At 59.5% G+C, this 24,274-nt stretch carries 26 protein-coding genes; 20 read left to right on the forward strand and 6 right to left on the reverse strand.

The window, feature by feature from the left end:
* The first annotated feature begins 124 nt into the window (after positions 1-124).
* From I8E17_RS24090 to I8E17_RS24110, 5 genes are all read left to right on the forward strand, one after another.
* Positions 125-964 (forward strand): transporter substrate-binding domain-containing protein, encoded by an 840-nt coding sequence (locus I8E17_RS24090; protein ID WP_069609889.1) that lies wholly within the window; start codon positions 125-127, stop codon positions 962-964.
* Between the two features lie 56 nt (positions 965-1,020).
* Positions 1,021-1,683 (forward strand): amino acid ABC transporter permease, encoded by a 663-nt coding sequence (locus tag I8E17_RS24095; protein ID WP_069609890.1) that lies wholly within the window; start codon positions 1,021-1,023, stop codon positions 1,681-1,683.
* A gap of 6 nt (positions 1,684-1,689) precedes the next feature.
* Positions 1,690-2,349, forward strand: a complete 660-nt coding sequence (locus tag I8E17_RS24100; RefSeq protein ID WP_069609891.1) for an amino acid ABC transporter permease — start codon at positions 1,690-1,692, stop codon at positions 2,347-2,349.
* A 13-nt stretch (positions 2,350-2,362) separates the two neighbouring features.
* Positions 2,363-3,133, forward strand: a complete 771-nt coding sequence (locus I8E17_RS24105; protein ID WP_069609892.1) for an amino acid ABC transporter ATP-binding protein — start codon at positions 2,363-2,365, stop codon at positions 3,131-3,133.
* A gap of 160 nt (positions 3,134-3,293) precedes the next feature.
* The gene (locus tag I8E17_RS24110; RefSeq protein ID WP_069609893.1) at positions 3,294-4,097 is read left to right on the forward strand and encodes an IclR family transcriptional regulator; all 804 of its coding nucleotides are present in this window, start codon (positions 3,294-3,296) and stop codon (positions 4,095-4,097) included.
* Positions 4,098-4,203: 106 nt separating this feature from the next.
* Here I8E17_RS24110 and I8E17_RS24115 read toward each other — a convergent pair whose 3' ends face one another.
* Both I8E17_RS24115 and I8E17_RS24120 read right to left on the reverse strand, forming a co-directional pair.
* Complete coding sequence (locus tag I8E17_RS24115; RefSeq protein ID WP_069609894.1) at positions 4,204-4,593, reverse strand: nuclear transport factor 2 family protein; 390 nt, start codon at positions 4,591-4,593, stop codon at positions 4,204-4,206.
* A 24-nt stretch (positions 4,594-4,617) separates the two neighbouring features.
* Positions 4,618-5,370, reverse strand: coding sequence for a glucose 1-dehydrogenase (locus I8E17_RS24120; protein ID WP_069610412.1), 753 nt, complete (start codon positions 5,368-5,370; stop codon positions 4,618-4,620).
* A 108-nt stretch (positions 5,371-5,478) separates the two neighbouring features.
* On the opposite strand from I8E17_RS24120, the gene I8E17_RS24125 reads away from it, so the two are divergent.
* Together I8E17_RS24125 and I8E17_RS24130 are read left to right on the forward strand one after the other, a co-directional pair.
* On the forward strand, positions 5,479-6,375 hold the full coding sequence (locus tag I8E17_RS24125) for a LysR substrate-binding domain-containing protein (protein ID WP_069609895.1): 897 nt from the start codon (positions 5,479-5,481) through the stop codon (positions 6,373-6,375).
* A gap of 627 nt (positions 6,376-7,002) precedes the next feature.
* Positions 7,003-7,254 (forward strand): MarR family winged helix-turn-helix transcriptional regulator, encoded by a 252-nt coding sequence (locus I8E17_RS24130; RefSeq protein ID WP_069609896.1) that lies wholly within the window; start codon positions 7,003-7,005, stop codon positions 7,252-7,254.
* A 208-nt stretch (positions 7,255-7,462) separates the two neighbouring features.
* Here the strand turns inward: I8E17_RS24130 and I8E17_RS24135 are convergent, their stop codons facing one another.
* The gene (locus tag I8E17_RS24135; protein ID WP_069610413.1) at positions 7,463-8,362 is read right to left on the reverse strand and encodes an AraC family transcriptional regulator; all 900 of its coding nucleotides are present in this window, start codon (positions 8,360-8,362) and stop codon (positions 7,463-7,465) included.
* A gap of 174 nt (positions 8,363-8,536) precedes the next feature.
* Here I8E17_RS24135 and I8E17_RS24140 point away from each other — a divergent pair, with 174 nt between their 5' ends.
* From I8E17_RS24140 to I8E17_RS24150, 3 genes are all read left to right on the forward strand, one after another.
* Entirely contained in the window at positions 8,537-9,496 is a 960-nt protein-coding gene (locus I8E17_RS24140; RefSeq protein WP_069609897.1) for an aldo/keto reductase, read from the forward strand.
* 304 nt (positions 9,497-9,800) lie between these two features.
* Positions 9,801-10,106 (forward strand): hypothetical protein, encoded by a 306-nt coding sequence (locus I8E17_RS24145; RefSeq protein WP_069610414.1) that lies wholly within the window; start codon positions 9,801-9,803, stop codon positions 10,104-10,106.
* A 546-nt stretch (positions 10,107-10,652) separates the two neighbouring features.
* Positions 10,653-11,687: a LacI family DNA-binding transcriptional regulator gene (locus tag I8E17_RS24150; RefSeq protein ID WP_069609898.1), complete on the forward strand. Its 1,035-nt coding sequence runs from the start codon at positions 10,653-10,655 to the stop codon at positions 11,685-11,687.
* A 19-nt stretch (positions 11,688-11,706) separates the two neighbouring features.
* On the opposite strand, the gene I8E17_RS24155 is transcribed toward I8E17_RS24150, so the two are convergent.
* Positions 11,707-12,657, reverse strand: coding sequence for an alpha/beta hydrolase (locus I8E17_RS24155; RefSeq protein ID WP_069609899.1), 951 nt, complete (start codon positions 12,655-12,657; stop codon positions 11,707-11,709).
* 23 nt (positions 12,658-12,680) lie between these two features.
* Positions 12,681-13,829: a Gfo/Idh/MocA family oxidoreductase gene (locus I8E17_RS24160; RefSeq protein WP_069609900.1), complete on the reverse strand. Its 1,149-nt coding sequence runs from the start codon at positions 13,827-13,829 to the stop codon at positions 12,681-12,683.
* Between the two features lie 176 nt (positions 13,830-14,005).
* Between I8E17_RS24160 and I8E17_RS24165 the strand changes: the two genes are divergently transcribed.
* The 10 genes from I8E17_RS24165 to I8E17_RS24210 all read left to right on the forward strand — a co-directional run bounded on the left by I8E17_RS24165 (position 14,006) and on the right by I8E17_RS24210 (position 23,544).
* Positions 14,006-15,352 (forward strand): ABC transporter substrate-binding protein, encoded by a 1,347-nt coding sequence (locus I8E17_RS24165; RefSeq protein WP_113367007.1) that lies wholly within the window; start codon positions 14,006-14,008, stop codon positions 15,350-15,352.
* 1 nt (position 15,353) lies between these two features.
* Positions 15,354-16,286, forward strand: coding sequence for a sugar ABC transporter permease (locus I8E17_RS24170; protein WP_069609902.1), 933 nt, complete (start codon positions 15,354-15,356; stop codon positions 16,284-16,286).
* A complete protein-coding gene (locus I8E17_RS24175) occupies positions 16,283-17,119 on the forward strand; it encodes a carbohydrate ABC transporter permease (protein WP_069609903.1) in 837 nt (278 codons plus the stop codon). Before I8E17_RS24170 ends, I8E17_RS24175 begins: the two co-directional genes overlap by 4 nt.
* A 5-nt stretch (positions 17,120-17,124) precedes the next feature.
* Entirely contained in the window at positions 17,125-17,943 is an 819-nt protein-coding gene (locus I8E17_RS24180) for a sugar phosphate isomerase/epimerase (RefSeq protein WP_069609904.1), read from the forward strand.
* A gap of 11 nt (positions 17,944-17,954) precedes the next feature.
* Positions 17,955-19,031 (forward strand): Gfo/Idh/MocA family oxidoreductase, encoded by a 1,077-nt coding sequence (locus I8E17_RS24185; RefSeq protein WP_069609905.1) that lies wholly within the window; start codon positions 17,955-17,957, stop codon positions 19,029-19,031.
* A complete protein-coding gene (locus I8E17_RS24190) occupies positions 19,031-19,849 on the forward strand; it encodes a sugar phosphate isomerase/epimerase (protein WP_069609906.1) in 819 nt (272 codons plus the stop codon). The genes I8E17_RS24185 and I8E17_RS24190 overlap by 1 nt, the downstream gene beginning before the upstream one ends.
* Complete coding sequence (locus I8E17_RS24195; protein ID WP_069609907.1) at positions 19,849-20,676, forward strand: alpha/beta hydrolase; 828 nt, start codon at positions 19,849-19,851, stop codon at positions 20,674-20,676. The genes I8E17_RS24190 and I8E17_RS24195 overlap by 1 nt, the downstream gene beginning before the upstream one ends.
* Positions 20,673-21,398, forward strand: a complete 726-nt coding sequence (locus I8E17_RS24200) for a ribulose-phosphate 3-epimerase (protein ID WP_069609908.1) — start codon at positions 20,673-20,675, stop codon at positions 21,396-21,398. Before I8E17_RS24195 ends, I8E17_RS24200 begins: the two co-directional genes overlap by 4 nt.
* A complete protein-coding gene (locus I8E17_RS24205; RefSeq protein ID WP_069609909.1) occupies positions 21,395-22,363 on the forward strand; it encodes an ROK family protein in 969 nt (322 codons plus the stop codon). Before I8E17_RS24200 ends, I8E17_RS24205 begins: the two co-directional genes overlap by 4 nt.
* Before the next feature lie 446 nt (positions 22,364-22,809).
* Entirely contained in the window at positions 22,810-23,544 is a 735-nt protein-coding gene (locus tag I8E17_RS24210) for a L,D-transpeptidase (RefSeq protein ID WP_307777813.1), read from the forward strand.
* Between the two features lie 457 nt (positions 23,545-24,001).
* On the opposite strand, the gene I8E17_RS24215 is transcribed toward I8E17_RS24210, so the two are convergent.
* Positions 24,002-24,178: a hypothetical protein gene (locus tag I8E17_RS24215; protein ID WP_176727945.1), complete on the reverse strand. Its 177-nt coding sequence runs from the start codon at positions 24,176-24,178 to the stop codon at positions 24,002-24,004.
* Positions 24,179-24,274: the final 96 nt, after the last annotated feature.

A 24,274-nucleotide genomic window follows, 5' to 3' on the forward strand; every position in this document is an offset into this window, starting at 1 on the left:
CGATCGGCAACAGCAGTCACTATTGACAAGTTGCCCCGTATCCCTTGATATGCCTTATCCGAGATAACAGACAGATGTCCGGAATATTGGATTATTCGAAAGCCATTAACCAAGGGGAACAACCATGACCATTTCCTTGCGCGTCGGCCTGATGTCGCTCGCCGCCGCACTCCTCTCTTCCACGCCCGTTCTCGCCGACGGCAGCAAGCTCGATGAGGTGCTTGCGCGCGGTCACCTCGTTCTTGGAACCGGCAGCACGAACGCGCCGTGGCACTTCAAGAGCGCTGACGACAAGCTGCAGGGCTTCGACGTCGACATGGGTCACATCATCGCCAAGGCCCTGTTCGGCGACCCCGACAAGATCGAGTATGTCAATCAGTCGTCCGATGCCCGAATTCCAAACATCACCACCAACAAGGTCGATATCACCTGCCAGTTCATGACCGTGACCGGCGAGCGCGCCCAGCAGGTGGCCTTCACCATTCCCTATTATCGTGAAGGCGTCGGCCTGATGCTGAAGGCCGATGGCCAGTATGCCGACTATGCGGCATTGAAGGCGGCAGGCTCTTCCGTCACGGTTTCCGTTCTGCAGAACGTCTATGCGGAATCCATGGTTCATGCCGCCCTTCCGGACGCAAAGGTCGACCAGTACGAATCCGTCGATCTGATCTATCAGGCGCTGGAATCCGGCCGCGCCGACGCGGTTGCGACCGACCAGTCATCACTCGCCTGGTACATGACGCAGAACCCGGGCCGCTACAAGGACGCCGGCTATGGCTGGAACCCCCAGACCTATGCCTGCGCGGTTAAGCGCGGCGACCAGGATTGGCTGAACTTCGTCAATACCGCTCTTCATGAAGCGATGACAGGCGTCGAATTCGATAGCTACGCCAAGTCCTACAAGACCTGGTTCGGCAAGGACCTGACCCCACCACAGATCGGCTTCCCGGTCGAATACAAGTAATGGCCGAGCGGAGCGGGACATCTCCCGCTCCGCCAGTCTGAAAGGGGCGGCCCGACATGGGTTATACGCTGAATTTTGCCGCCGTCTGGCGCAATTTTGATTTTCTTATGAGCGGTCTGGCGCTTAGTCTCGGCCTGGCGATCGTATCGATTCTGATTGGCGCCTTGATCGGCCTGATCCTCGCCTTCGCGCTGACATCGAAAAACCGCGCAGCCATGATCCCGGCGCAGGTCTATGTGACCGTGATCCGAAACCTGCCGATCCTGGTGCTGGTGCTGTTCGCCTTCTTCGCCTTGCCGCAGATGGGCTTTCGGCTGGACAAGATCAAAAGCTTCATCCTGGTCCTTTCCATCTACTCTGGCGCCTATCTTGCTGAAGTGTTTCGCGCAGGATTGCTGTCGATCCCGAAAGGTCTTTCGGAGGCGGGCCTGGCAATCGGGCTGACGCCAATGCAGATTCGCGGATCGATCATCGCTCCGCTGATGCTGCGCAACGTGCTTCCGTCGCTGTCTTCGACCATCATTTCGCTGTTCAAGGATACCTCGCTTGCAGCCGCCATTGCCGTGCCGGAGCTGACATTCGCTGCCCGCAAGATCAACGTCGAGAGCTTTCGCGTCATCGAAACCTGGATGGTCACATCAGCTCTCTATGTCGCAACCTGCTTCCTCATCGCCGCGCTGATGCGTTTCGTCGAGCGCAGGCTGGCTTTGCCGAGGTAATACCGGATGTCTCATAGTTTTCTCGAACAACTCTGGATCGCCCGCTACGTCATCATCAACGGGCTCGGCGTGACGGTATCGATTTCCCTTCTTGCCATTCTTGCCGGTTCCATCGTCGGTGTCTTCGTTGGCCTCGCGCTCGTCTACGGCGGAGCCATTCTGCGCCTTTTGATCCGGGCCTATACCGACATCATCCGTGGTACGCCCGTGCTGGTTCTCGTGCTGGCAAGCTATTACGTCTCTTCCGCAGTAGGTCTTGATTTGGGGCCCTTTTCCGCAGGCGTTCTTGCCCTGGCGATCTTCTGTTCATCACATGTCGGCGAGATCGTGCGCGGCGCGCTGCAGGCCATTCCGAAAGGTCAGACGGAGGCGGCCAAGGCGATCGGCCTCACCTTCACCCAGACCTTCACTTCGGTCCTGTGGCCGCAAGCGATGCGCCAGTGCCTGCCGGCTTGGGTGAATACGGCAGCCGAGATGGTCAAGGCATCGACATTGCTTTCCGTCATCGGCGTCGCCGAACTGCTGCTGCGCACGCAGGAGATCATCTCCCGCAATTTCATGAGCCTCCAGTTCTATTTCCTGGCTGGCGGCCTCTATTTCATCGTCAACTTCGCTATCGAGCGCTTCGGCAAATATGTCGAGCGCAAGACCGCACTGCCGTCCTGAGGAGATCGGACCGATGGGCAAGACAATTCTAGACATTCAGGGCCTGCGCAAGACCTATGGCCAGCACGAGGTTCTCAAGGGCGTCGACTGCACGATGGAGGAAGGCGAGGTCATTTCCATCATCGGTTCGTCGGGTTCCGGCAAGACGACGATGTTACGCTGCATCAACATGCTGGAGGGATTCCAGGGGGGCAAGATCAGCCTCGATGGCGAGGAGATCGGCTATCACGCCGACGGCGGCACCCGCCGCCGCAAGAGCGAGAAGGAGATTGCCCGCCAGCGCGCACTCACTGGCATGGCCTTCCAGCAATTCAATCTCTTTCCGCACATGACCGCCGCCGAGAACGTGATGCTCGGCCTCGTCAAGGTGAAGAAGATGTCGAAGCCGGATGCACGCGTCGTCGCGGAAAAATGGCTCGATCGTGTGGGCCTTGCGGCCCGCGCCAATCATTATCCGGGCCAGCTCTCGGGTGGCCAGCAGCAGCGCGTTGCGATTGCCCGAGCGATCGCCATGGCGCCGAGGCTGATGCTGTTCGACGAGGTGACGTCGGCCCTCGACCCAGAACTGGTTGGCGAAGTTCTTCAAGTCATCAAGGGGCTTGCCGCCGACGGCATGACGATGCTGCTTGTCACCCATGAGATGCGCTTTGCGTATGAGGTCTCGTCGCGTGTGATCTTCATGAACCAGGGCGTCATCTGTGAAGAAGGCGATCCGAAGGACATGTTCGTGCGCCCGAAGACGGAACGGCTTGCCGAATTTCTGAAGACCTCGAGTTTCAATTGAGAGAAACAAGAGCATGGCGCAAGCGTTGCGTCATCGCACACGTGGATGTTATCGCAGCGTCTTGCCGAGATCTGGCGGCACCAGCGCCGTGTAGTCGGCATCATTGGCCGGCGCGTTCAGCGCGCCGGTTGCGGCTGGTTTTGGAATATTCGGAGAAAACATGGCCGAGAACGAAAACGACATTGTATCCCGACGCATGCGAGGCCTGGATCGCGCCTTCGAAATCCTTGAGTTTCTGCGGGTAAAACGCCAGCCCATGCGTCCGAACGAGATCGCCACCGAAATCGGTGCGCCGCGCTCTTCCATCTACGAGCTTGTCAATCTCCTGCTCGGTCATGGCATGCTCGACTATCAGGGCGGCGACGGCCGGGTCTTTCTCGGCCGCCGCCTCTATTTTCTCGGCACCGCCTATGCCGAACAATTCGACCTGATGCGCGAATGCGGCCGCATGCTGGGCGTGCTGGCGGAGGAGACGCGCGAGACAGCGCAAATGTGCCTGCTGGAAGGCAATAAGTATACGGTCGCCATGATGCGGGAAGGCATACGGCCGTTTCGTATTTCGTCAAATGTCGGCGAGCTCGTCGCCATTCCGTGGACCGCCTCGGGGCGCCTGCTTGTAGCCCATCTTTCGGACCGGGAAATCCTTGATTTCATTCCGCCTGAAGATTTCGTCCTTCCGAATGGAAGGCGGCTGGAACCCGCCGATTTCATCGCTCAAGTGCGCCAAGCCGCCGAAGATGGATACTTCACCTTCAACAGCGAAGTGGAAAATTTCACCCATTGCTTCGCCGTGCCTATCCATCAAGCCGACGGCGCCTGCATCGCGACACTCTGCCTGGTAACGCCGCGCGAGGATGGCTTGCGCAACCGCACCGCCTATCTCGACAGCCTCTTGAAAGCCGCTCACGAGATCTCCGAAAAGCTCGGCTTCCGGTCGCCGAAAGGCCGCTTCTTCGGATCCTGAGCCTAGCAAGTTTTTTCACGAAGTTGCAAATCTCCGCACGCCGTGGGATCCGAACCCGCGCCCATTGAATCGAGTACGGCAATCGCTCCTTGTGCATTGAGACCCCTCAGGCCCCCATAGGTGGGCTGGTCGGATCTGGATTCCCATCGAAGAAAAGATAGATCGCTGCGATCTTTCCGTCCTTGGCAATGATGAAGTCCGTACCCGCATATGCAGGTTCTTCGCCGGGTGCGCCGGCTACCCATTGCATGCGCCCGGCCTGATCATGGAGAACGTCCGCCGCAGCGATCGTCGTGTACGCAAATGTCGGATGCATTGCGCGGATGACTCCGGCGATGCGGACGATCTCGTCGCGGCCGCGGTAGATCCCGTGCGGTTCGATGAATATCGCGTCTTCGTGAAGGATTTCCTCCGCCACTTTCCGGCGGAGGGCGTCGTCGCCCTCCCCAAAGATGCCCTGCAGATTCCGATCGAGCAGCGTTGCGATGTCTGCCATGGTCATTCTCCCTGATATGGCGGCTTAGATCTGGACGTGGCCACCATCGACGAAGAGTTCGACGCCATTGATGAAGCTGGCATCATCGGAGGCCAGGAATAGCACTGCCTTGGCGATCTCTTCCGGTTGCCCGACTCGGCCGGCTGGAATGAGGCTTGCAAGATAATTCTTCGTGTTCTCCGCACTCTCACCGCTGCCGAAGAGTTCGTTGAGACCGGCCGTTTCGGTCACGCCGGGACTAATTGCATTGACGCGGATACGGCGATCCTTGAGATCGAGGATCCAGTTGCGGGCGAAGTTGCGCACGGCAGCCTTTGTTGCCGAGTAGACGCTGAAGGCAGGCGTGCCGGAAATGCTCGTCGTCGACGAAGTGAGAACGATCGAGCCACCGTCACGCAGGAGCGGGAGCGCCTTTTGAACCGTGAACAAGGTACCCTTCACGTTGGTATCGAATGTCTTCTGGTAATGTTCTTCGGTAATCGCCCCGAGAGGCACCATCTCGCCGCCGCCGGCATTCGCGAAAACCACATCGATGTGCGAGTGCTTCTGTTGAACTGCGTCGTACAGGCGGTCGATATCGACGAGCTTGCTCATGTCGGCCTGTACGCCCGTGACACGGCCACCGATCTCCTGGAGGGCGGCATCGAGTGCTTCCTTGCGGCGGCCGGTGATGAACACGGAGGCACCCTCCATCGAGAAAGCCTTTGCCGTTGCAAGGCCAATACCGCTCGTGCCACCCGTTACGATCACGACTTTGTTTTCGAATTTCTTACTCACTATCATGCTCCTTTGTTGCGGCATTGCCGTTGAATTGAACATGCCATCGGAACGATGCTGCAAATAGCCAGCAAATTTGATACTCATCGTTCCAAATGGAGAACGATGATGAGGTCTGATTTGAATGATCTGGTCTATTTTGCCGAGGTCGTCGCCCACGGCGGGTTCGCAGCCGCGGGGCGCGCTTTGCGCGAGCCGAAGTCGAAGCTTAGCCGGCGGGTAGCGGGGCTCGAGGAAAGGCTCGGCGTGCGACTGATCGAACGGTCCAGCCGTCGCTTTCGGGTGACCGATGTAGGTCAATCCTTCTACGAGCGCTGCAAGGCAATGCTGGCGGAAGCCGAGCGTGCAGAGGCGCTCGTTGCAGAGGCAAAATCAGAGCCGCATGGTCTGATCCGAATGAGTTGCCCGACAGGGTTGGTCGAACCGATCTCCCCCCTTCTAACGCAATTCCTGGCGCAGCATCCAAAAGTGCAGCTGCAACTCATCGCGATCGACCGTCCGGTCGATCTCATAGACGAGCGGATCGACGTAGCATTGCGCGTCCGAACGTCGTTGGACGGCGATGCCTCCTTAACGATGCGCTCGCTAGGCAACTCGATCCGTATCCTGGTCGCAAGCCCGCAAATTGCCGGCCGCATTGCAGACATAGAAGCTTTGGCGCGCGAACCTACCCTCTCGACCACGGATGATCAGGGCGAAGTGAACTGGTTTCTCGAGACGGACGATGGCCGAACCCATACGCTCAGGCACGAGCCGAGAATGGGCTGTGCGGACTTTACGGCCGTGCGGGCAGCCGCACTTGCGGGTCTGGGCGTCGCTCTTCTCCCCGATCACTCATGCAGGCAGGCGCTGGAAGAAGGGAAGCTCGTACGGGTCCTTCCCGCCTGGCATGGCATGAGGGGCCTTGTCCACCTCGTATTCACCACGCGCCGTGGTCTTCCTCCGGCCGTTCGCAGGTTCATCGACTGCCTGGCCGCGGGCTTTCCCAGGGATGCGCTTGTCTGATGATCTGCCCGAGTGGGCCATAGGTCTCTCGAAAGCAGCGTTGCGAGCGCCTCCGGAGCATGCGGGATAGCGACGTATGCCATATCCGGGCAATGCAAAGGTCCGCCGACCACAAACCAGGACAGAGACTGGAAACGACTATCATCTCTTCCAAGTCGAAGATCTTGCCGGCAAGCAGATCGATTGTGGCTCCGGCTGGCGGCGGACCCGTTCCCTAAAACCTGAGACCGGGGCAGTTTACCAATCTATCGCTCACCAAGTGAAGAGAGGACGGGAAGAGCCATAGGAACCCGATGCCGACCCGCTTGGAGCCAGCTGATTATCTCGTTCAACCCTCTCCGCCCATCGCCGACGTTCGACCGCTTTGTCTTTGTCGCGATCTGTCGATCTGCTCGCGGTTACCGGCCTGGATTGGCCGCCGGTTCCGCCGACCGTCGAGCAGGAGGCAAAGAAAACCGCGGGAACAATAATCAGAATGCCTAAAGCAACCGTCCTCGCGAACGCTTTGTCGATCGGCTGCATGGACATCCCCAATGCTCTCTTTGGCCATCTTCGATAAGGAGGGATGTTATTCGATTTCGCATCGCGGGGAAACAAAAGGCTATTCGGATTTCCGTGCGATCAACAGTGACCGGTGCCCCAACCCGCGTTGCACTCGATCGCCGATTCTCTGCGATCGAACTCACACCCGAGGGCTACAAGGTGCTCGAGGAGATCGTGTCCATCGGTCAGGCAATGGAAGCACGTATTCTCGAAAGCTTGTCGGTTCGTGAGCGCGAGGCGCTACATGCTATGCTTGATCGCATCGAAGATGCATGCGCCGGAGCTGTCGCGGGTGGCTGGCAGGCGGTGGTGGCCGACATCAAATCTGGGATCTAACCCCGAATATGGCTCAATCTCGATAAAAGCCCCCAATACTCTCCATCGAAAAGCGGCTATGAAGTTCGCATGAAGTCTCAGGATCCAGCCCGAGGGGATCAGGAGCTGGATCGCCCGCGGCCTTGCTCCATAGGCACATTCGCCTTCGGTCCGCATCTTCGACGGGCGCGTTATTTGGACTGACCGTCAATGCCCCGGAAAGCTGAATTCAAGCTACCCCTACCAGGCGCGGCGAAGCGCGCAAGCGGGCTATGTCACGCGCCGGCGGCTCTCCGAAGTGGCGGCGATATTCGCGAGTGAACTGCGACGGGCTTTCGTAACCCACGCGGAAGGCGGCGGTCGTGACGTCGATGTCCTGGACCAGCATCAGGCTGCGCGCGTCCTGGAGCCTTAGCTGCTTCTGGAATTGCAGCGGCGTCATCGCCGTCACGGCGCGAAAATGCTCGTGCAGGCTCGACGGACTCATGCCGACTTCCGCAGCAAGCCGCTCGATGCTGAATCGTTCTCGGAAGTTCCGTCCGATCCACGCGATGGCGCGGCCAACCTGCGCCACCCGCCCCTGGCTGGAGGTGATCTGGCGCATCCTGGCACCATCAGGGCCGGCGAGCAGACGATAGAGAATTTCCTGCTCGGTCAACGGCCCGAGTACGGGCAATGCTGCCGGTTCATCGAGCAGAAGCAGCAGGCGCAGCACCGCATCGAGCAGACTGGCACCGGCGTCGGACACCGTCTTGCCCGTGGGCCGAGCGGGCTCTCCAGGCGGTGGCGGCACATGCAACGCCAGCTGCCCCAGCATGACTGGATCGAAATCAAGGAACAGGCAGAGATAGGGCCTGTCAGGTGTCGCCTCGACCACCTGGCCCGTTGCCGGCAGGTCGTAAGTCACAATTCCATAGCGGCCCGGCGTATATCTGAACACGCGGTCACCCAGAGCAACCTCTTTTTGCCCCTGTGCGACAAGGCACAATTGCGGCCGATATACGTTCGGCATCGGCATCGTCACCGTGGAGGATCGAGCAAGCGTCACCCGTTCGATGGAGGTGGCGTGGAAGCCATCCTTCGAGGCGTGCCGGGCAATTACTGCAGAGATTTTGGTCAGTGTTTCCATGAGCCTGACCATTGCATGCGAGCAGGAGGGCAGCAAGGCGAAACCGTGCGGCTTCTGGAGGATTGGGCAGTAGTCCCGGCGCATAAGGCTAACGGTTCGGCGTCGCCACCCATCATAGTGTCCGCTGCACCCGGGTCGCAACGAACCAGGCTGCAGAAAAAGGACGGAGCAAACATGACGATGGATTATCTGAAAGCCCCCACGGTCGCACTGGGGACCTGGGCGTGGGGCGACAGCGGCGAGACCGGCGACGGTTACTTCGGCAGCCGCCTTACTCAGGCTGGCCTCGAAGAGGTCGCGGAAAAGGCACATGCGAGCGGATTCACCCTGTGGGATACCGCCATGGTATACGGCATGGGCCGTTCAGAAACCCTACTTGGGGAGATACTCAAGCGCTACGCCCGCAGCCGCTATCAGCTCTCCACGAAGTTCACCCCGCAGGCGGCAGGGACCGGTGATGATCCCGTGGCGGACATGCTGGAGCAGAGTCTGGCGCGCCTCGGCACCGACTACATCGACCTCTACTGGATTCACAATCCAGCCGATGTGGCGCGGTGGACTCCGCACCTAATACCGCTGCTGAAGAGCGGAAAGGTCAAACATGTCGGTGTCTCGAATCACAACCTGAGCGAAATCGAGCTCGCCAACCGGATCCTCGGAGAAGCCGGATTCCGGGTTGAAGCCATACAGAACCACTACAGTCTCCTCTACCGCAGCTCCGAGCAAGCTGGCATCCTGGACTACTGCCGCAATCAAGGTATCCCGTTCTTCGCCTATATGGTGCTTGAACAGGGCGCCCTGACTGGCAAGTACAGTCCGGAGAACCCGCTGCCAAAAGGAAGCAGCCGGGCGGCTGCTTACAATGGCATGCTGCCTCAGCTAAAGGCGCTGACGGACATGCTCGCCTCGATCGGCCAGAAGCAGGATGCGGCCGCTCCCGATGTCGCGATAGCGTGGGCGGTCGCCAAGGGCACAACGCCGATCATCGGCGTCACCAAATCCGGTCATGTCGATAGTCTCGTCCGAGCCGGCAGCATCAGCCTCACCGGCGACGACATTGCAGAGCTGGAAGCGCTCGCTGACGCCGCGGACGTGAACACCCGCGGCTGGTGGGAAAAAGAGATGCAAGGCTGAAGCTCCGCTCTCCTAAGATCTCGGAGCCGTTCCGACCAGTACCGCAGGCGATCATCGCGTTCTGCGAGACGATCGCCTGTCTCTCCCTGATTATACAAGTGCTCCGGAATGTGTTGGCGCATCTCGCAAGTTCCGGAGCGCTGGATGTCCCAAAGAACCCCAACCGTATCGCAGTACATGCTTCCTTCCGAAATATATGCAGCCGCAAACATATGAAACGATGGAGGATCGCCCAAAGTTTGAGTTGACCGTTTTCGATGGCGAGGCGACACTTGCAACCCAAAGCAAGGCAGGAGGAAGAGTGATGGATGAGCCAGACCGCTGGCGGCACATGGCAAGCGCTCCGAAAGACGGCAGTCGGATCCTTGTCACGATCCGCCCGTCAGAACAGGGGCCTGCAGAAGTTGACCTCGCATATTGGTCGAATGGCGATCAATTTGGTACGGAAGGCTGGCGCGCCTCCGATTCTTCACCCGGGCACATCATCGAATATGCCGAGCCGGAACTAAAATGCTGGATGCCGATGCCCTCGGCCAATCTCAATCGCACCTCAATGCCTTCACCTTGGGAAGGCGACAACGCCCAGCAACTCGACGGGTCGGGGATTTGAAAGCTTACGCCGGGTTGTCGCGCGGATTCGATAACAAATTTGCGTCAGCAGAAACGCGCGGCATCCATCAAGGCGACGCCGATAGAAAGACGGCGGGGCCCGAGACTGGTTCGCGACGATCGCGAAGAGCAGCCCGAAATTACCATTTGCACGAGGACATGCATGTCAACGGCCACCGCGCCGTTCATGCGCCTCCGGCCTTACCCATGCCCGCTTCACACTCGCCAATATCAAAATGCTGATTATGCGGCTGTGGTTCGAATGTCGTCGTAACCACTCCTCGGCGCAGCTTGTCGCCATTCGCATGAGCGTTGATGAAGGATCCCAACAGGGGATTTCGTGGGATGCGCTCCATTCCCGATCGGACCACTCATGCTGCGGCTTGAATTTTAACGCGTTAAATAATAAATTTTCGCGCGCTACCTTTTATTGCAACATAAAGCGCAAAAGAACTTGTCAGGATTTTACGTCTCTGGTTGCGCTGCTTTCCACCTATGCGCATAAGGCATTCGTAGCGACGGCAGCTGGAACAATGGTCGACTTTGGATGGAAAAATTGACGTATAAGACGATGGAGGATTTCGCAAAGTCCTGCGGTGTCTCCCGCCCCACCCTTTCCAAGTATTTTGACGATCCGACCAGTGTAAAACCGGCGACCCGCGCGCTGATCGAGGCGGCGCTTCGTTCGTCGGATTATCAGCCTAATCTTTATGCGCGGAACCTCAATCGCAAGAGAACCCGCAATATCGGCATCCTGGTTCCCGCCCTTACGGATCCCTTTTATGCGGAAATGGTCAATCGCCTGGAATTGCGCCTGCGCAACGAGGGTTACTGGCCGATCGTGTTCTCGTCGCACGGCTTACCCGAACTGGAAGGCGAAGCGGTCAACACAATGCTGTCCTTGAAGGTAGCCGGTGCGCTTGTCGCACCATTGGGGAAGAAATCCGATCCGCGGACCTTTGAAAAACTCGCGCAGAACCTGCCCATCGTCTATTTCGACACTTATATCGAAGGCAATACGCCCTTCATCGGCAACGACAATTACCAGAGCGTCGCAACGATCGTGGAATATCTTTGCCGATCCGGAGAGGCGCCAGCCTATTTGGACATTCCGCATGTCAATCACAACTCACCCGAAAGGCTGGCAAGCTATATCGCCACCATGGAAGCCGCAGGCTGCGAGCCGCTGGTCATCAGCACCAGCGTCGCCTACACTTGGGAGTTCGAACGCATCGGATACGAACAGATGGATGGCCTGCTCCGCGCAAAGTCTCTTCCACGCAAAACCATCCTTTGCGCGAATGATCGCCTCGCCTTCGGCGTGATGGCAGCCGCCTTCGCGCACGGACTGAAAATCGGGCGCAAAAAGGGCGACAATCTGCGCATCGCGGCCCATGACGACCATCCCTTGAGCCGCTATACCTGTCCGCCGCTGACGACGATGGCTCAGGACTTCGCCGCGATGACGGCAAGCAGCGTCAGCACGCTTCTGATGCTGCTTGGAGACACGGGCGTGCCCACCCGGTCGATCGCGCGCAAGGTCAGCCTGGATGGAACGCTGGTCATGCGGCAGTCGGCCTAAGGCGGCACTTGCTTTTCATCTAAATCAAGACCGCTTCGAAGCCGCGCCATGCCGCGACGGCCTCCTCCACTGCACGCCGAGCCTCCGCCACATATCTCCCCATCGACACGAAACCGTGGATCTGCCCCGGCCAATGGCGATGTACCGTGCGCACCCCTTCTTCCCGCAATCGCTCGGCATAGGCGATGCCTTCGTCCACCAGAATATCATGTCCGGCGGTGGCGATGAAGGCCGGCGCCACTCCGGCCAAGGTCTCGGCTTGTAGCGGAGAAACCCTCCAGTCTGCTATATCGGCTGCAGTGCGAACGTAGTGATCGCGAAACCATCTCATTGTCGAGGCAGTCAAGCCGAAGCCTTCGGCATAACGGCGATAACTGTCGGCCGTCTGGGCGGCGTCCGTATTGGGATAGATGAGCAGCTGAGCGGCAAGCGGCGGGGCATCGCCATTGCGTGACATCAATGCCAGCACGGCGGCAAGATTGCCGCCGGCACTGTCGCCAGCAACGGCGATCCGCCCGGGATCGATGCCGAGGTCTGCCGCCGATTTCCCCACGAATGCCAAAGTCGCAGCGCAATCTGTCACTCCGGCGGGAAATTTGTGTTCTGGCGCCAGCCGGTAGTCGGGGCATATGACAGTGCATTTGGCAGCATTGGCGAACCATCGGCAGATTTCGTCATGCGATTCGAGATTGCCGATCACCCAGCCGCCGCCATGCAAATAGATGAGGCCCGGGCCATGCTTCAAAGGCGCACCGATGCCGCGATAGATGCGCAAGGCGATTGGACCGCTCGGGCCGGCGATCCCGCGATCCTCCACCGAAGCGACCGCCTCTCTTGCGCCCTGGAGCGTCGGGCAAGCCGCATCATAGTCGATACGCGCCTGCTGAGGTGTGCCGGTTTCGAATGGCCGACCGCTCGACCGACTGGTGAGAGCAAGAACGCGCAGCGCACTTTCATCCAACTTTTCCATTGAATTATCCCTCCCTGCAGCGATCAGGCGAGAAGGCTGCGTGCTTCGTCTTCGTCAAGACGCGGTGGCGGAGTGAATTGCGCGCCGATGCTGACCGACTGTCGGCTTTCCCCCGACTGGAGAATGGCCTCCATGATCTCGAGGACATGAAGGGCGAGCTCTCCCGACGCGCGGGGAGGCCTACCCTCTTCAAGCCCTCGCGCAAGGTCGGCGACACCGAGCATGCGGTAATTCGCCCGATCCGGTGCATTGAATGGCCAGTTCCTCGCGCCGTAAAGCTCGCCGTCGCTTTCGAAATCGCGCCAATCGGCGCCCCGCTCGGACAGTGACACCGTTCCGCCGAACGTGTCCGGATCGGGCAAACGGAGCGAACCTTCGGTGCCATGAAGCTCGATTGGATGATTGGAGTGGCGAAACACGTCCCAGGATGCGCCGAAATTCACGGTCGCGCCGGATTGGAATTCCAGAAGCGACAGGATGTTTGTGGGAGTGCCGACCTTGAAGCGCATATTCTTGAATGGGCCGTCGGCAGTGATCAGACGTTCTTCTTGGCCTTTCGTCGCCATTGCCATGACCCGCACGACCGGACCAAGCAGGTTTACCATCATCGTCAGATAATAGGGCCCCATGTCGAAGACCGGGCCGCCACCCGGTTGATAATAGAATTGCGGATTGGGGTGCCAGTGCTCCATGCCGCGTCCCATCATGAAGGCAGTGCCGCTGACCGGCCGGCCGATCGCGCCCTCATCCATCAGGCGCCGCGCTCGGCGGCCTGCCGCGCCCAGAAACGTATCGGGCGCAGACCCCAACTGCAATCCGCGCCGCTTGGCCTCCGCCACGAGAACCCGCCCATCGGCCGCCGACGTTGCCAGCGGCTTCTCCGTGAAGACGTGCTTGCCAGCCGACAATGCCGACATCGTGACGTCGAAATGGACGGCGGGAACAGTGAGGTTCAGTACGAGATCGACTTCGGGATCGGCCAGCAATTGGTCGACGCTGAGCGCGCGAATGCCATATTCCCGGGCACGCAGCGCGGCGACATCGGCGGATATATCGGCGCAGCCGCGCAATTCGACACCGGCAAACAGCGCTGCATTGCGCAGATATGTCATCGAGATGTTACCGCAGCCGATGACGCCAATGCCGAGCTTAGCTTTTGAATTACCAGCCATATTACCCAATCCTCCCTGATCTACCGCATCTGTTCGGCGCGCTTCTGCGCATCCGAACGATGACTCCTCGGTTGATTTAAAGCATCTTATTTCTTGACGCGCGATAAATTTTTATAAAACATATGCGAATACTGGCGTGGAGGTTTGGAGGTCGCCAGTCTTCCTGGGAGGGAAACATGACAGATATCAAGAAGACGCCGGCTTACTCCACGAGTGCCGGACAATCGATAATGCTTGATCGTCGTCAGCTGCTGTTGGGTGCCGCCGGCGCCGCCATCGGTACGGCAACGCTTGGAGTTGCTACAAGCCTTGGCATCCGCCCGGCGCGTGCCGCCGATCGGACGGAAATCAGCTTTGCCAGCGCCAGCTTCTTCGGCAAGGAAGGCCTCGGCGACCTCGTCAAGACGTTCAACAAGTCGCAAAACCGCATCACCGTCAAATTCATCGAACTGCCGCCGCCGAGCTCGTCGACGGAAGTCTATCAGGGCCTCGTCCAGCAGCTCGCCCGCCGCAACGGAACGCCCGATGTTTTCAGCCAGGACGTGATCTGGATCGCGGGTTTTGCATCCGCCGGCTGGGCTCTGCCGCTTGACGAGTATTTCCCGAAGGACAAGCGTGCCGATTATTTCCCCGGCACGGTGGCTGCCTGCACCTATGGCGGCAAGTTGACAGCGCTGCCATGGTTCGTCGATTCCGGCATGTTCTACTATCGCAAGGATCTGGTGGAAAAGCACGGCGGCAAGGTGCCGGAAACCTGGGCCGACATGGCGACGATGGCGGCGGAGGCGCAGAAAGCCGGCGACGCCAAATTCGGTTATCTCTGGCAGGGCAAGCAGGCGGAGGTTCTGGTCTGTGATGCGGTGGAAATCATCGCATCCAACGGCGGCTCCATCCTGTCCGCAGATGGAAAATCTTCCGTCATCGGCGACGATGCCGCCGTTGCCGCGATCCAGTTCCTGTACGACACCATCAACAAGACGAAGATCAGCCCTCAGAACGTGCTCTCCTGGGACGAAGAGCCCTCTCGCCAGCCGTTTACGTCTGGTGAGGCGATGTTCATGCGCAACTGGTCCTATGTCTATCCGATCGCGCAGGACCCGAAGGCCTCGCATGTCGTCGACAAGGTCGCCGTCGCGCCGTTGCCGCATTTTGCCGGCGGCAAGAGCTCGGCCTGCCTTGGCGGCTACCAGCTGGGCGTCAATGCCAACTCCAAGAAGCGGGAAGCCGCGATCGAATTCCTGACCTGGATGTCTTCACCCGAAACCCAGACACGGCTTGCCCTTAATTTCGGTCTTGCGCCCTCGCGGCCTGCCATCTTCCAGGATGCGAAGCTCAAGGCCGAGCAGCCGTTCATGGCAAGTCTCCAGAACGTCTTCACCGGAGCCACGCCGCGGCCGATAACGCCGCAATATGCCAAGGTGACGCTGGCATTGCAGTCCAGCATCTCCAAGGCGCTGGTCAGCGGCAACGTCAAGGCGGAGCTTCAGGCCGCCGCCGCCCAGATCAATAAGATCGTTGGCTGAAATGGCCGTGACGATGACGGTTGCCGTTTCCGAGCCAACCCCAGGTAAGTCGAGGGCGCTGTCAAGCGCCCTCTGGCCCTGGCTGTTGCTGCTGCCGGCATTCCTTTCGCTCGCATCGGTATCCTTCTATCCGATCGTCAACGGCGTCTATCTGTCCTTCACCAACCGCTCGCTGATCACACAGGACAATGATTTCGTCGGTATCGCCAACTATGTGCAGCTGCTGGCCGATCCGCCGTTCTGGAATGCCTGGTGGCACACGATCTGGTTTACCCTGATCTCGACGTTGCTCGAAACCTTCATCGGCCTGGCAATGGCGCTGATCCTTTGCGAGACCTTCGCCGGCCGGGGCATGGTCCGCGCCGCCATGCTCGTACCCTGGGCCATGCCGACCGTCGTGACGTCCAAAATGTTCGGCTGGCTCTTCGACGGTCAGCACGGCATCATCAATTTCATCCTTCTGCATGCAGGATTGATCGACCAGAACGTCAACTGGTACGGCTCTCCCGACACGGCGCTGACAACGATCATCCTTGCCGATGTTTGGAAGACCACGCCATTCATGGCGCTTCTTTTGCTGACGGGGCTGCAGACCGTTCCCAAATCGCTGATCGAGGCGGCACGCATGGACGGTGCGAGAGCCTGGACGATCTTCTGGTATATTCGCCTGCCGCTCCTGATGCCGACGCTGCTGATTGCCGGCCTCTTCCGTGCGCTCGATGCCTTTCGCGTTTTCGACCTCGTCTATGTGCTGACGGGTGGCGGTCCGGCCGATTCCACCGAGACGCTTTCGACGCTGTCCTACAAGGTGCTCTTTTCGACGCTTCAGTTCGGCTACGGCTCTGCAGTCTCGACCGCCATGTTCATCACGGAAGGGCTAATCGCCATGGGTTTCTGCGTCTTCCTCGTGCGCCAGATCAGGAGGACGACATGAACGCAGAGCGCTCAGTCCTTCAAAACATCGCCATCTATCTTGGCGCGCTGTTCATCCTCATCTGGTCCGCAGGCCCGTTCATCTGGCAGTTTTCGACATCGCTCCAGCACGACAAGGCCCTGACTGAAGGCACGCCCTCGCTCATACCGAACCCGTTCACGCTGGAGCACTACTACAACGCCTTCGTCGAAAAAGGCCTGCATCACTATGTGCTGAATTCGCTCGTCGTTTCGCTGGCGACCACCGCCCTTTGCCTGATCGTCGGTTCGCTTGCTGCCTTTTCACTATCGCGCCTCGACGTGAAAGGACGCTTCGGCATCCTGACCGTCATTCTTTCGGTATCGATGTTTCCCCAGATCGCACTGGTCGGACCTCTCTATCTCATCGCCTCCGATCTCGGACTGCTGGATACCTATACCGCGCTGATCATCACCTATCTTGCGCTGGGATTGCCGCTGGTGACCTGGGTGCTGTTCGGCTATTTCGAGACGCTGCCGCGCGAGATCGACGAGGCAGCCCGCATAGACGGCGTCGGTCCGGTCGGCCTGCTCTGGCATATCATCCTGCCAATATCGCTGCCGAGCCTGGTCACGACAGGCCTGCTCGCCTTCATCACCGCCTGGAACGAATTCCTGTTTGCGCTGGCTTTCACTTCGGACAGCGACAGCCAGACGATCCCGGTCGGCATCGCCAATTTCACCAATCAATATTATGTGCCCTGGGGAGACATCGCCGCCGCATCGGCTGTTGTCACCATACCGCTCATCATTTTGGTGCTCTTCTTCCAACGACACATCATCGAAGGCCTGACCCAAGGCGGAATCAAGGAATAGCGGGAATGCGCAAGGACATAAAAGTCGGCTGCCAGACATTCACATGGGAAATGCTCGGCAATACCTGGACGGGAACGGCAGATGATCTGCTCTCAGCGATTTCGGCAGGCGGCTACTCCGGCATCGAAATCACCGATACGATGATCGGCCGCTATGGGGCGGAGCCGCATGCCTTCGCGAATGCATTGAGGGATTGCGGTTTGACGCTCGTCTCCTTCGCCTTCGGTTCCAAGAGCGGCTTTACCGTCGCCGACGCCGTGAAGGACGATCTTGCGGCGGCCAAGCGCTGGATCGATTATGCAGCGCATTTTCCCGGCGCACTCGTTTCCATCGGCTCGGCAACCGTCGTTTCCGATGGTCCGCGAGACGAGAAGTTCGCCATTGCCGGCGAATTCTACAATCGCGCCGGCGAACTGGGCAAGGCCGCCGGCGTCGAGGTCGCCGTGCATCCGAGTTCGCATCACAATACGCTGCTGTTCGACCGGACCGATTACGACCGCATCTTCGCTCTGCTCGACCCGAGCCTGGTCGGCTGGGTGCCGGATACCGGTCATATCCTGCGGGGGCATGCCGATATGCTTGACACGATGCGCACCTATCAAGACCGTATCCGCTACCTGCATTTGAAGGATGTCGATGCGCAGGGCCGATGGGCGATGCTCGGCAAGGGCGTTCTCGATACACCGGCCGTGATCGACCTCGTCTCGGCTGCTCCGCGCTTCAATGGCTGGCTGGTGCTGGAGGAGGAATCCGAGACGGCCGGCTCCGATCCTGCCGCTGCGGTCAAAGCCAATCGCCAAACCATGAGCGGCTACGGGGCATAAGGAGTAGAACCATGATCGAAAAGGAAAGTCGCCGTCTTCGCGTGGGAGTACTCGGCTGTGGCCCGATCGCGCAATTCGCGCATCTCGAATCCTGCGCCAAGGCGAGAAATGCCGATCTTTATGCGATCTGCGATGCAGCCCCCGATCTTCTGGCCCGCATGGGCGCGACCTATGAGCCGCAGAAGATGTACGATGATTATGATGCCATGCTGGCCGATCCCGAGCTGGAGGCCGTGATCGTCGCGACATCCGACGCCTATCATGTGCCGATGTCGATAAAGGCGCTTGAAGCCGGAAAGCATGTGCTGTGCGAAAAGCCGATCGGAGTGTCCGTCGAGGAAGGGCAGCGGCTTGCCGAGGCCGTGCGGCGATCCGGGAGGATCCTGCAGGTCGGCCATATGAAACGCTTCGATCCGGCGCTTGAGGCCGCGCGCGATTTCGTACGCGATGACATAGGTCAGATTTTTGCGATGAAGGCGTGGTATTGCGATTCCACCCATCGCTACACCAATACGGATGCGGTGCAGCCCCTGCCGGTCACCAGCAAGCTTGCGCGCAAGCCGGCAGGCAATCCCAAGGCCGATCTTCGGCAGTATTTCATGCTCGCCCATGGTTCGCATCTGGTCGACACCGCGCGCTTCTTCTGCGGGGAGATCGTCGCCGTTCGTGCCCGGCTCCTGGAACGTGCCGGTGCCTATTGCTGGTTCGTGGAGACCGAGTTTGCCAATGGTGCTCTCGGCCATCTGGACCTGACAGTTGCCGTGCGCATGGATTGGCATGAAGGCTTCCAGCTTTATGGCGAAAACGGCTCGGTTCTCGCAAAGACCTTCAATCCTTGGTACTTCCGCTCGAGCGAAGTGGAAATCTTTCACGAGAAGGATGCGACGACCCGGAAGCCCCTCGGTGCCGACGGCCATTTCTTCCGCCGCCAGCTGGAAGGACTTGCAGATACGGCGTTAAATGGCGCGCCGATGCGCGGCGCCGATGTCGAGGACGGCCTGGCCTCCATCCGCGCGATGGTGGCGATCGCCCGATCGGTGGAACGAGGCGAGCGCGTCGAACTCGCATCGGTCACGGGAGCGGTCTGATGCAGATCGGCATCTTCGCCAAGACCTTTCCCGGAACGGAGCCGCTCGGCGTTCTCTCGGCCGTGCGCGACAGCGGTTACGCATGCGCGCAGTTCAATCTCGCCTGCTGCGGTCTCCCGTCCATGCCCGATGCCGTTTCGGAAGAAACGATCGCAGCGGTTCGTTCGTCCGCCGAGGCGACGGGCATCTCGCTTGCTGCCCTGTCCGGCACCTACAACATGGCTCACCCCGATACTGCTGTACGCCGAGCGGGCCTCGCCCAGCTCGCCGTCGTCATCGAAACGGCGGCGGCACTCTCGATTCCGCTGGTAACGCTTTGCACCGGAACGCGCGACCGGAACGACCAATGGGCCTATCATCCCGACAATGGCGATCCTTCCGCCTGGACCGACATGGCGGCTGAAATATCGAAGGCTCTGGAGTTCGCCGAACGGCATGGCGTCGATCTCGGTATCGAGCCGGAACAGGCCAATATCGTCACCTCGGCACGCGACGCCCGGCGACTGATCGACGAGATGGGATCGCGGCGGCTGCGTATCGTGCTCGATCCGGCCAATCTCTTCGAACAAGCAACACCGGCCAAGGCGCGGGCGGTAATTGAAGAGGCGGTCGAAACGTCAGCCGGTCACATCGCGCTGGCGCATGCCAAGGATCGTTACAGCGATGGTCGCTTTGCAACCGCCGGACAAGGCGTGGTGGATTTTGCCGATTTCATCGCGCGGCTGCGCTCAGTGAATTTCGAAGGCCCGCTCGTGACGCATGGCCTTTCTGCTTCGGACGCACCGGCCGTTGCCGGCTTTCTCAAGGCGCTGATCTGATGGGCAAGAAATGGTTCAAGCGCGACGATGCAGAACTTGCCGTCTACGACAATGGGCAAGGACTCCCCGTCATCTTCCAGCACGGGCTGGGCGGCGACGATGCACAGGTCGCACAAAATGTTCCCGCTTCAGTAGACATGCACCGGCTGACGCTGGAATGCCGTGGGCACGGCGCATCCTCCCTTGGCAATACACGACCCTTTTCCATCCGCATGTTTGCCGAGGATGTTCTGGCTGCGGCCACCGCATACGGGTTCGATCGCTTCATCATCGGCGGCATTTCGATGGGGGCGGCCATTGCGCTGCACCTTGCTCATCATCATGCCCGCCGGATTGCAGGGCTCGTTCTCGTGCGGCCCGCCTGGACCTTCGAGACATCGCCGGGCAATCTCGCGCCGATCCGCACAGTGGCTGCACTGATCCGTTCGCATCCGATCGAGGAGGCCAAAAGGCTCTTTATCGCCTCTGAAACAGGACAGCGGATCGCCTCCGAGGCACCGGACAATTTCTCCTCCCTGCTTGGCTACTTCGACCGACCAGATGCTCTCGCCTTCGCCTCTGTTCTGGCTGATATCGCTGCAGACGAGCCGGAGGTGCCGCGGGCAGCCGCCGCCGCTCTTGCCGTGCCCACCCTGATTATCGGCAACCAGCACGATGCGATCCATCCGCTCTCCTGCGCGCAGACGCTCGCCAATGTCATTCCAGGCGCGAGCTTTGTCGAAGTCACCGCCAAGGCTGTCGATAAAGACAAGCACTTTGTCGAAGTCCAAGACGCCATCGCGCATTTTCTAGCATCCAAAACACTCCGGAGCTTCGTTCCATCATGACTTCCAGACCTCATTCCGGCCCGGCGGCCATTGCAGCGCTTCCCCGCAAGAGGCTTCTCGGCGAATTTTCGCTCTGGTCGGCCGATCTTGCCAATATGGAGACCGACCTCAAGCGCATAGAACCTTATGTCGACCTGCATCACATCGATGTCGCCGATGCCCGCTTTACGCCGGGCTTCCTATTCTTTCCTGATTTTGTCGCGCGCATCGCCAAGTCGACTGCGAAGCCGATCCATGTCCATCTCATGGTCGAGGCTGAAATCGTCGAGGAGCAGACACGCCAGTTCATTGAGGCGGGAGCTGATTTGATCAGCGTCCATGCCGAAAACGGCGATGCCGGCTTACGCGCCATTGCACTTGCCAAAGAGCTTGGCGCCGAAGCCGGCGTGGTGCTGCGGCTGGAAACACCTGTTTCGGCGATCGAGCCCTTTATCGATCACGTCGCCTTCGTGACGCTGCTCGGAACCTCGATCGGCGTGAAGGGACAAAGCCTTTCCGAAAAGGCTTGCGACCGGCTGATCGAAGCGCGTTCCCTGCTGAGGAAGGCAGGCCGCGAAGATCAGATCATACTTGCAGCCGATGGCGGCATTCGCGAACAAACCGTCCCGCTTCTGCGCCAAGCCGGGGCACAGACCGTTGTTCTCGGATCGCTGGCATTCGGCGACAAGAATCTTGGCGACCGGATCGCCTGGCTGCATGGATTGGAGAGCCGGGTTTCGTGAAAAAGGTCGCTCTTGCATTCGATCTCGGTGGAACGGAGCTTCGCGCCGCACTTATCGATGATGCAGGATGCCTATTGTCGTTCTCGTCGCTATCGACGGATGCGGCCGGCGGTCCCGCAGCCGTCATCCGTCAGATCGAACTGCTGGCGGAAACGGTGTTGGCGGAAACGCCCGATCTTTCGCCGATCGGGATCGGGATCGGCGCGCCCGGTCCGCTCGATCCGGACGCCGGTATGGTCATTGCGGCCCCGACTCTGGTCGGATGGCATGAGGTCCCGCTGGCGGGGATTCTCCAGAACCATTTTCAGCTGCCCGTGCGGCTCGAAAACGATGCGAATGCGGCAGCTCTCGGGGAATGGCGATATGGCGCCGGCCGCGGGGCGGGATCGATGGTGTTCGTCACGGTATCGACCGGTATCGGCGGCGGCGTGATTGCCGATGGCCGAATCCTGCATGGCAGACGGGGCCTGGCTGCCGAGATCGGCCACATGACGATCACAAACGAGGGCGAACGTTGCTTTTGCGGCGCAATCGGTTGCTTCGAGGCCGTCGCCTCCGGCACGGCACTCGGCAGGCGGGCGACGGCCCGCACCAGGCCGGCAGACGGATCGATACTGCGCAAGTTCGCCGCCGATGCCGACGTGACTGGACGACATGTCGTAGAAGCCGCACGAAAGGGCGACGCCGATGCATTGGCGCTGCTGATCGACGAAGCGCGGTGGCTGGGGATCGGGTTTACAAACCTGCTTCATCTCTATTCGCCCGACGTGCTTGTCATGGGCGGAGGAATTTCGCATGGCTTCGATCTTCTGCACGATCAAATGGCAGCGACAGTTCGCGAGCGCGCCATGCCCGCCTATCGCGACGTGCCAATCGTTGCCGCACAGCTCGGGCGCCATGCCGGTCTGATCGGCGCCGCCAGCCTCATCTTCGACGGCTACGGAAAGCCGCCCCGGAGTCGATGAGTTCCAAAGGCGCGGATCCACCAGGCGCGAATATACCCGCCGATAAGCGGCGTCTCGGCAGATGAGCGCGATCAGAAGGGACACTCTTCCCGGCGTCGTGGAATCAATTGACTTCGCGGATATCCGGTTCTGGTCGACGGACCCTTCCAGTGATCCCGCTTGGTCGAAACTGGCAGTATCCGCCGAATAATCATCCGATCTTTCCGGATCGATGACAGAAACGCTCCGTGTGGCCGCCCGTTTGCGCATCTCCATCTGAACTTCAAAACAGGTCGGAAAATCTCGACTTTCAATCGCCGCTGCCACAATTACGCCCGCCGTTTCCGGAATTGTCTGCAGCACGCATGCCCCGCTCGCGCTGGGTGCAATCCGATGCATTATTCGGGAAGTATGGTTATCACGTGAAGACTAAAAAATTTGTTCTTTTGCCCGTTCTGGCTTTACTGATGGCAGGCTCCGCCGCGCACGCGCAAGAATGGAGATATTTGCCGGATTATGGCGACGATCTCGATGGCGGCTATGTTGCTCCGCGCTATTGGCGTGAGGCACCGCGTTATCGCGACGATCCGCGTCTCGACGACGGCTATTACTATCGGGGCGACCGTTACAACGACTATGACGATGAGGACGGCGATTTCCCGCCAGCCCCTCGTCCACGGCGCCAGGCTTCGATCGATCGGAATGCGGTGTCTCCCCAATTCAGTCCGGGCCCCAAGGACGACAAGCGGGCCAGTCTGGCGCAATCGCCGATCCCGCGCAGCGTTGTGCGTTTTTCCGGCTACGATCCCGGCACAATCGTTATCTCCACCAAGGAAAAGCGCCTCTATCTCGTGCTCAACGACGGAACTGCCCTCAAATATGGCATCGGTGTCGGCAAGCAGGGCTTCGCCTGGAAGGGCACCGAGACGATCAGCCGCAAGGCGGAGTGGCCCGATTGGACGCCGCCCAAGGAAATGATCGCTCGCCGTCCGGAGTTGCCTGATCACATGGAAGGTGGGCTCAATAATCCCCTCGGAGCGAGAGCGCTCTATCTCGGTTCCACCCTCTACCGCATCCATGGCACCAATGAGCCGAACTCGATCGGCAAGGCGGTGTCGTCAGGCTGCATCCGTATGGCAAATCCGGATGTCATGGATCTCTATGGCCGGGTCGGCGTGGGAACAAAGGTCGTCGTTCTCTGACTGCACTCCGACCTTGCATGGGTCAGCCTGAAGCAGTTCCAGGAAAAGTGCGCAGCCGTTTCGCCCGGAATTGCGTGAAGACAAGAGCTGGGGCGGTTCATATATTCGATGAAAAGCCGAACCGCTCTGGCAGGATCGGAAACGCACATCATTGGACGGGAAAGGCAGCCCTCGCAGGCACCATGACCGTGACCTGCATTTTGTCGCGCCTCGGCGCATCGCGGAAATCGGATTCTAAGCCATCGGTCTCTCAATTCGCATCCGAGCGGAATGAATAACGGAGAGGAAGGGCGCGGACGAAATCATCGGCACCATGGAAGCCTGGACTCCACCATATGCGGAACCATTCGTCTGCTGAACGAATCCCGCCGATGCGGGCCGGCCAGATCGGAAAGCCAGGAACAATGAGCAAGGCGTTGTAAATAACAGCGCCTTGCCTCATCCAAAAGGTTACAGTCTAACTAACTGTAATCTTGAATTCATTAGCATACTCTTCCGAATGCAGTGCATCGGCTTGGGAGGCCTCTGCCCCGTTGAAGAATTCCTGCAGGAGGCGGGTAATGCGCTCCGGCGATGTACCCTTGGCATATTCTTCCTGCATCCGGCGTCTGACCAGTATTTCCAAGACTGACATGTCTTTCACCTCATAATTCCGGCGCAAGGAAAATGTCGCTCTCAATGACACGGGAGGCAAGTTACAGTTTTTTCATGGTCTTGATGGCTCGACGAC

The organism is Rhizobium sp. AB2/73 (assembly GCF_020871915.1).
Classification (GTDB): domain Bacteria; phylum Pseudomonadota; class Alphaproteobacteria; order Rhizobiales; family Rhizobiaceae; genus Rhizobium; species Rhizobium dioscoreae.

Coding starts and splice junctions, on each gene's coding strand:
- I8E17_RS24090 (WP_069609889.1), top strand. CDS start 125: ATGACCATTTCCTTGCGCGTCGGCCTGATGTCGCTCGCCGCCGCACTC.
- I8E17_RS24095 (WP_069609890.1), top strand. CDS start 1,021: ATGGGTTATACGCTGAATTTTGCCGCCGTCTGGCGCAATTTTGATTTT.
- I8E17_RS24100 (WP_069609891.1), top strand. CDS start 1,690: ATGTCTCATAGTTTTCTCGAACAACTCTGGATCGCCCGCTACGTCATC.
- I8E17_RS24105 (WP_069609892.1), top strand. CDS start 2,363: ATGGGCAAGACAATTCTAGACATTCAGGGCCTGCGCAAGACCTATGGC.
- I8E17_RS24110 (WP_069609893.1), top strand. CDS start 3,294: ATGGCCGAGAACGAAAACGACATTGTATCCCGACGCATGCGAGGCCTG.
- I8E17_RS24115 (WP_069609894.1), bottom strand. CDS start 4,593: ATGGCAGACATCGCAACGCTGCTCGATCGGAATCTGCAGGGCATCTTT.
- I8E17_RS24125 (WP_069609895.1), top strand. CDS start 5,479: ATGAGGTCTGATTTGAATGATCTGGTCTATTTTGCCGAGGTCGTCGCC.
- I8E17_RS24135 (WP_069610413.1), bottom strand. CDS start 8,362: ATGGAAACACTGACCAAAATCTCTGCAGTAATTGCCCGGCACGCCTCG.
- I8E17_RS24140 (WP_069609897.1), top strand. CDS start 8,537: ATGACGATGGATTATCTGAAAGCCCCCACGGTCGCACTGGGGACCTGG.
- I8E17_RS24145 (WP_069610414.1), top strand. CDS start 9,801: ATGGATGAGCCAGACCGCTGGCGGCACATGGCAAGCGCTCCGAAAGAC.
- I8E17_RS24150 (WP_069609898.1), top strand. CDS start 10,653: ATGGAAAAATTGACGTATAAGACGATGGAGGATTTCGCAAAGTCCTGC.
- I8E17_RS24155 (WP_069609899.1), bottom strand. CDS start 12,657: ATGGAAAAGTTGGATGAAAGTGCGCTGCGCGTTCTTGCTCTCACCAGT.
- I8E17_RS24160 (WP_069609900.1), bottom strand. CDS start 13,829: ATGGCTGGTAATTCAAAAGCTAAGCTCGGCATTGGCGTCATCGGCTGC.
- I8E17_RS24165 (WP_113367007.1), top strand. CDS start 14,006: ATGACAGATATCAAGAAGACGCCGGCTTACTCCACGAGTGCCGGACAA.
- I8E17_RS24170 (WP_069609902.1), top strand. CDS start 15,354: ATGGCCGTGACGATGACGGTTGCCGTTTCCGAGCCAACCCCAGGTAAG.
- I8E17_RS24175 (WP_069609903.1), top strand. CDS start 16,283: ATGAACGCAGAGCGCTCAGTCCTTCAAAACATCGCCATCTATCTTGGC.
- I8E17_RS24180 (WP_069609904.1), top strand. CDS start 17,125: ATGCGCAAGGACATAAAAGTCGGCTGCCAGACATTCACATGGGAAATG.
- I8E17_RS24185 (WP_069609905.1), top strand. CDS start 17,955: ATGATCGAAAAGGAAAGTCGCCGTCTTCGCGTGGGAGTACTCGGCTGT.
- I8E17_RS24190 (WP_069609906.1), top strand. CDS start 19,031: ATGCAGATCGGCATCTTCGCCAAGACCTTTCCCGGAACGGAGCCGCTC.
- I8E17_RS24195 (WP_069609907.1), top strand. CDS start 19,849: ATGGGCAAGAAATGGTTCAAGCGCGACGATGCAGAACTTGCCGTCTAC.
- I8E17_RS24200 (WP_069609908.1), top strand. CDS start 20,673: ATGACTTCCAGACCTCATTCCGGCCCGGCGGCCATTGCAGCGCTTCCC.
- I8E17_RS24210 (WP_307777813.1), top strand. CDS start 22,810: ATGGCAGGCTCCGCCGCGCACGCGCAAGAATGGAGATATTTGCCGGAT.
- I8E17_RS24215 (WP_176727945.1), bottom strand. CDS start 24,178: ATGTCAGTCTTGGAAATACTGGTCAGACGCCGGATGCAGGAAGAATAT.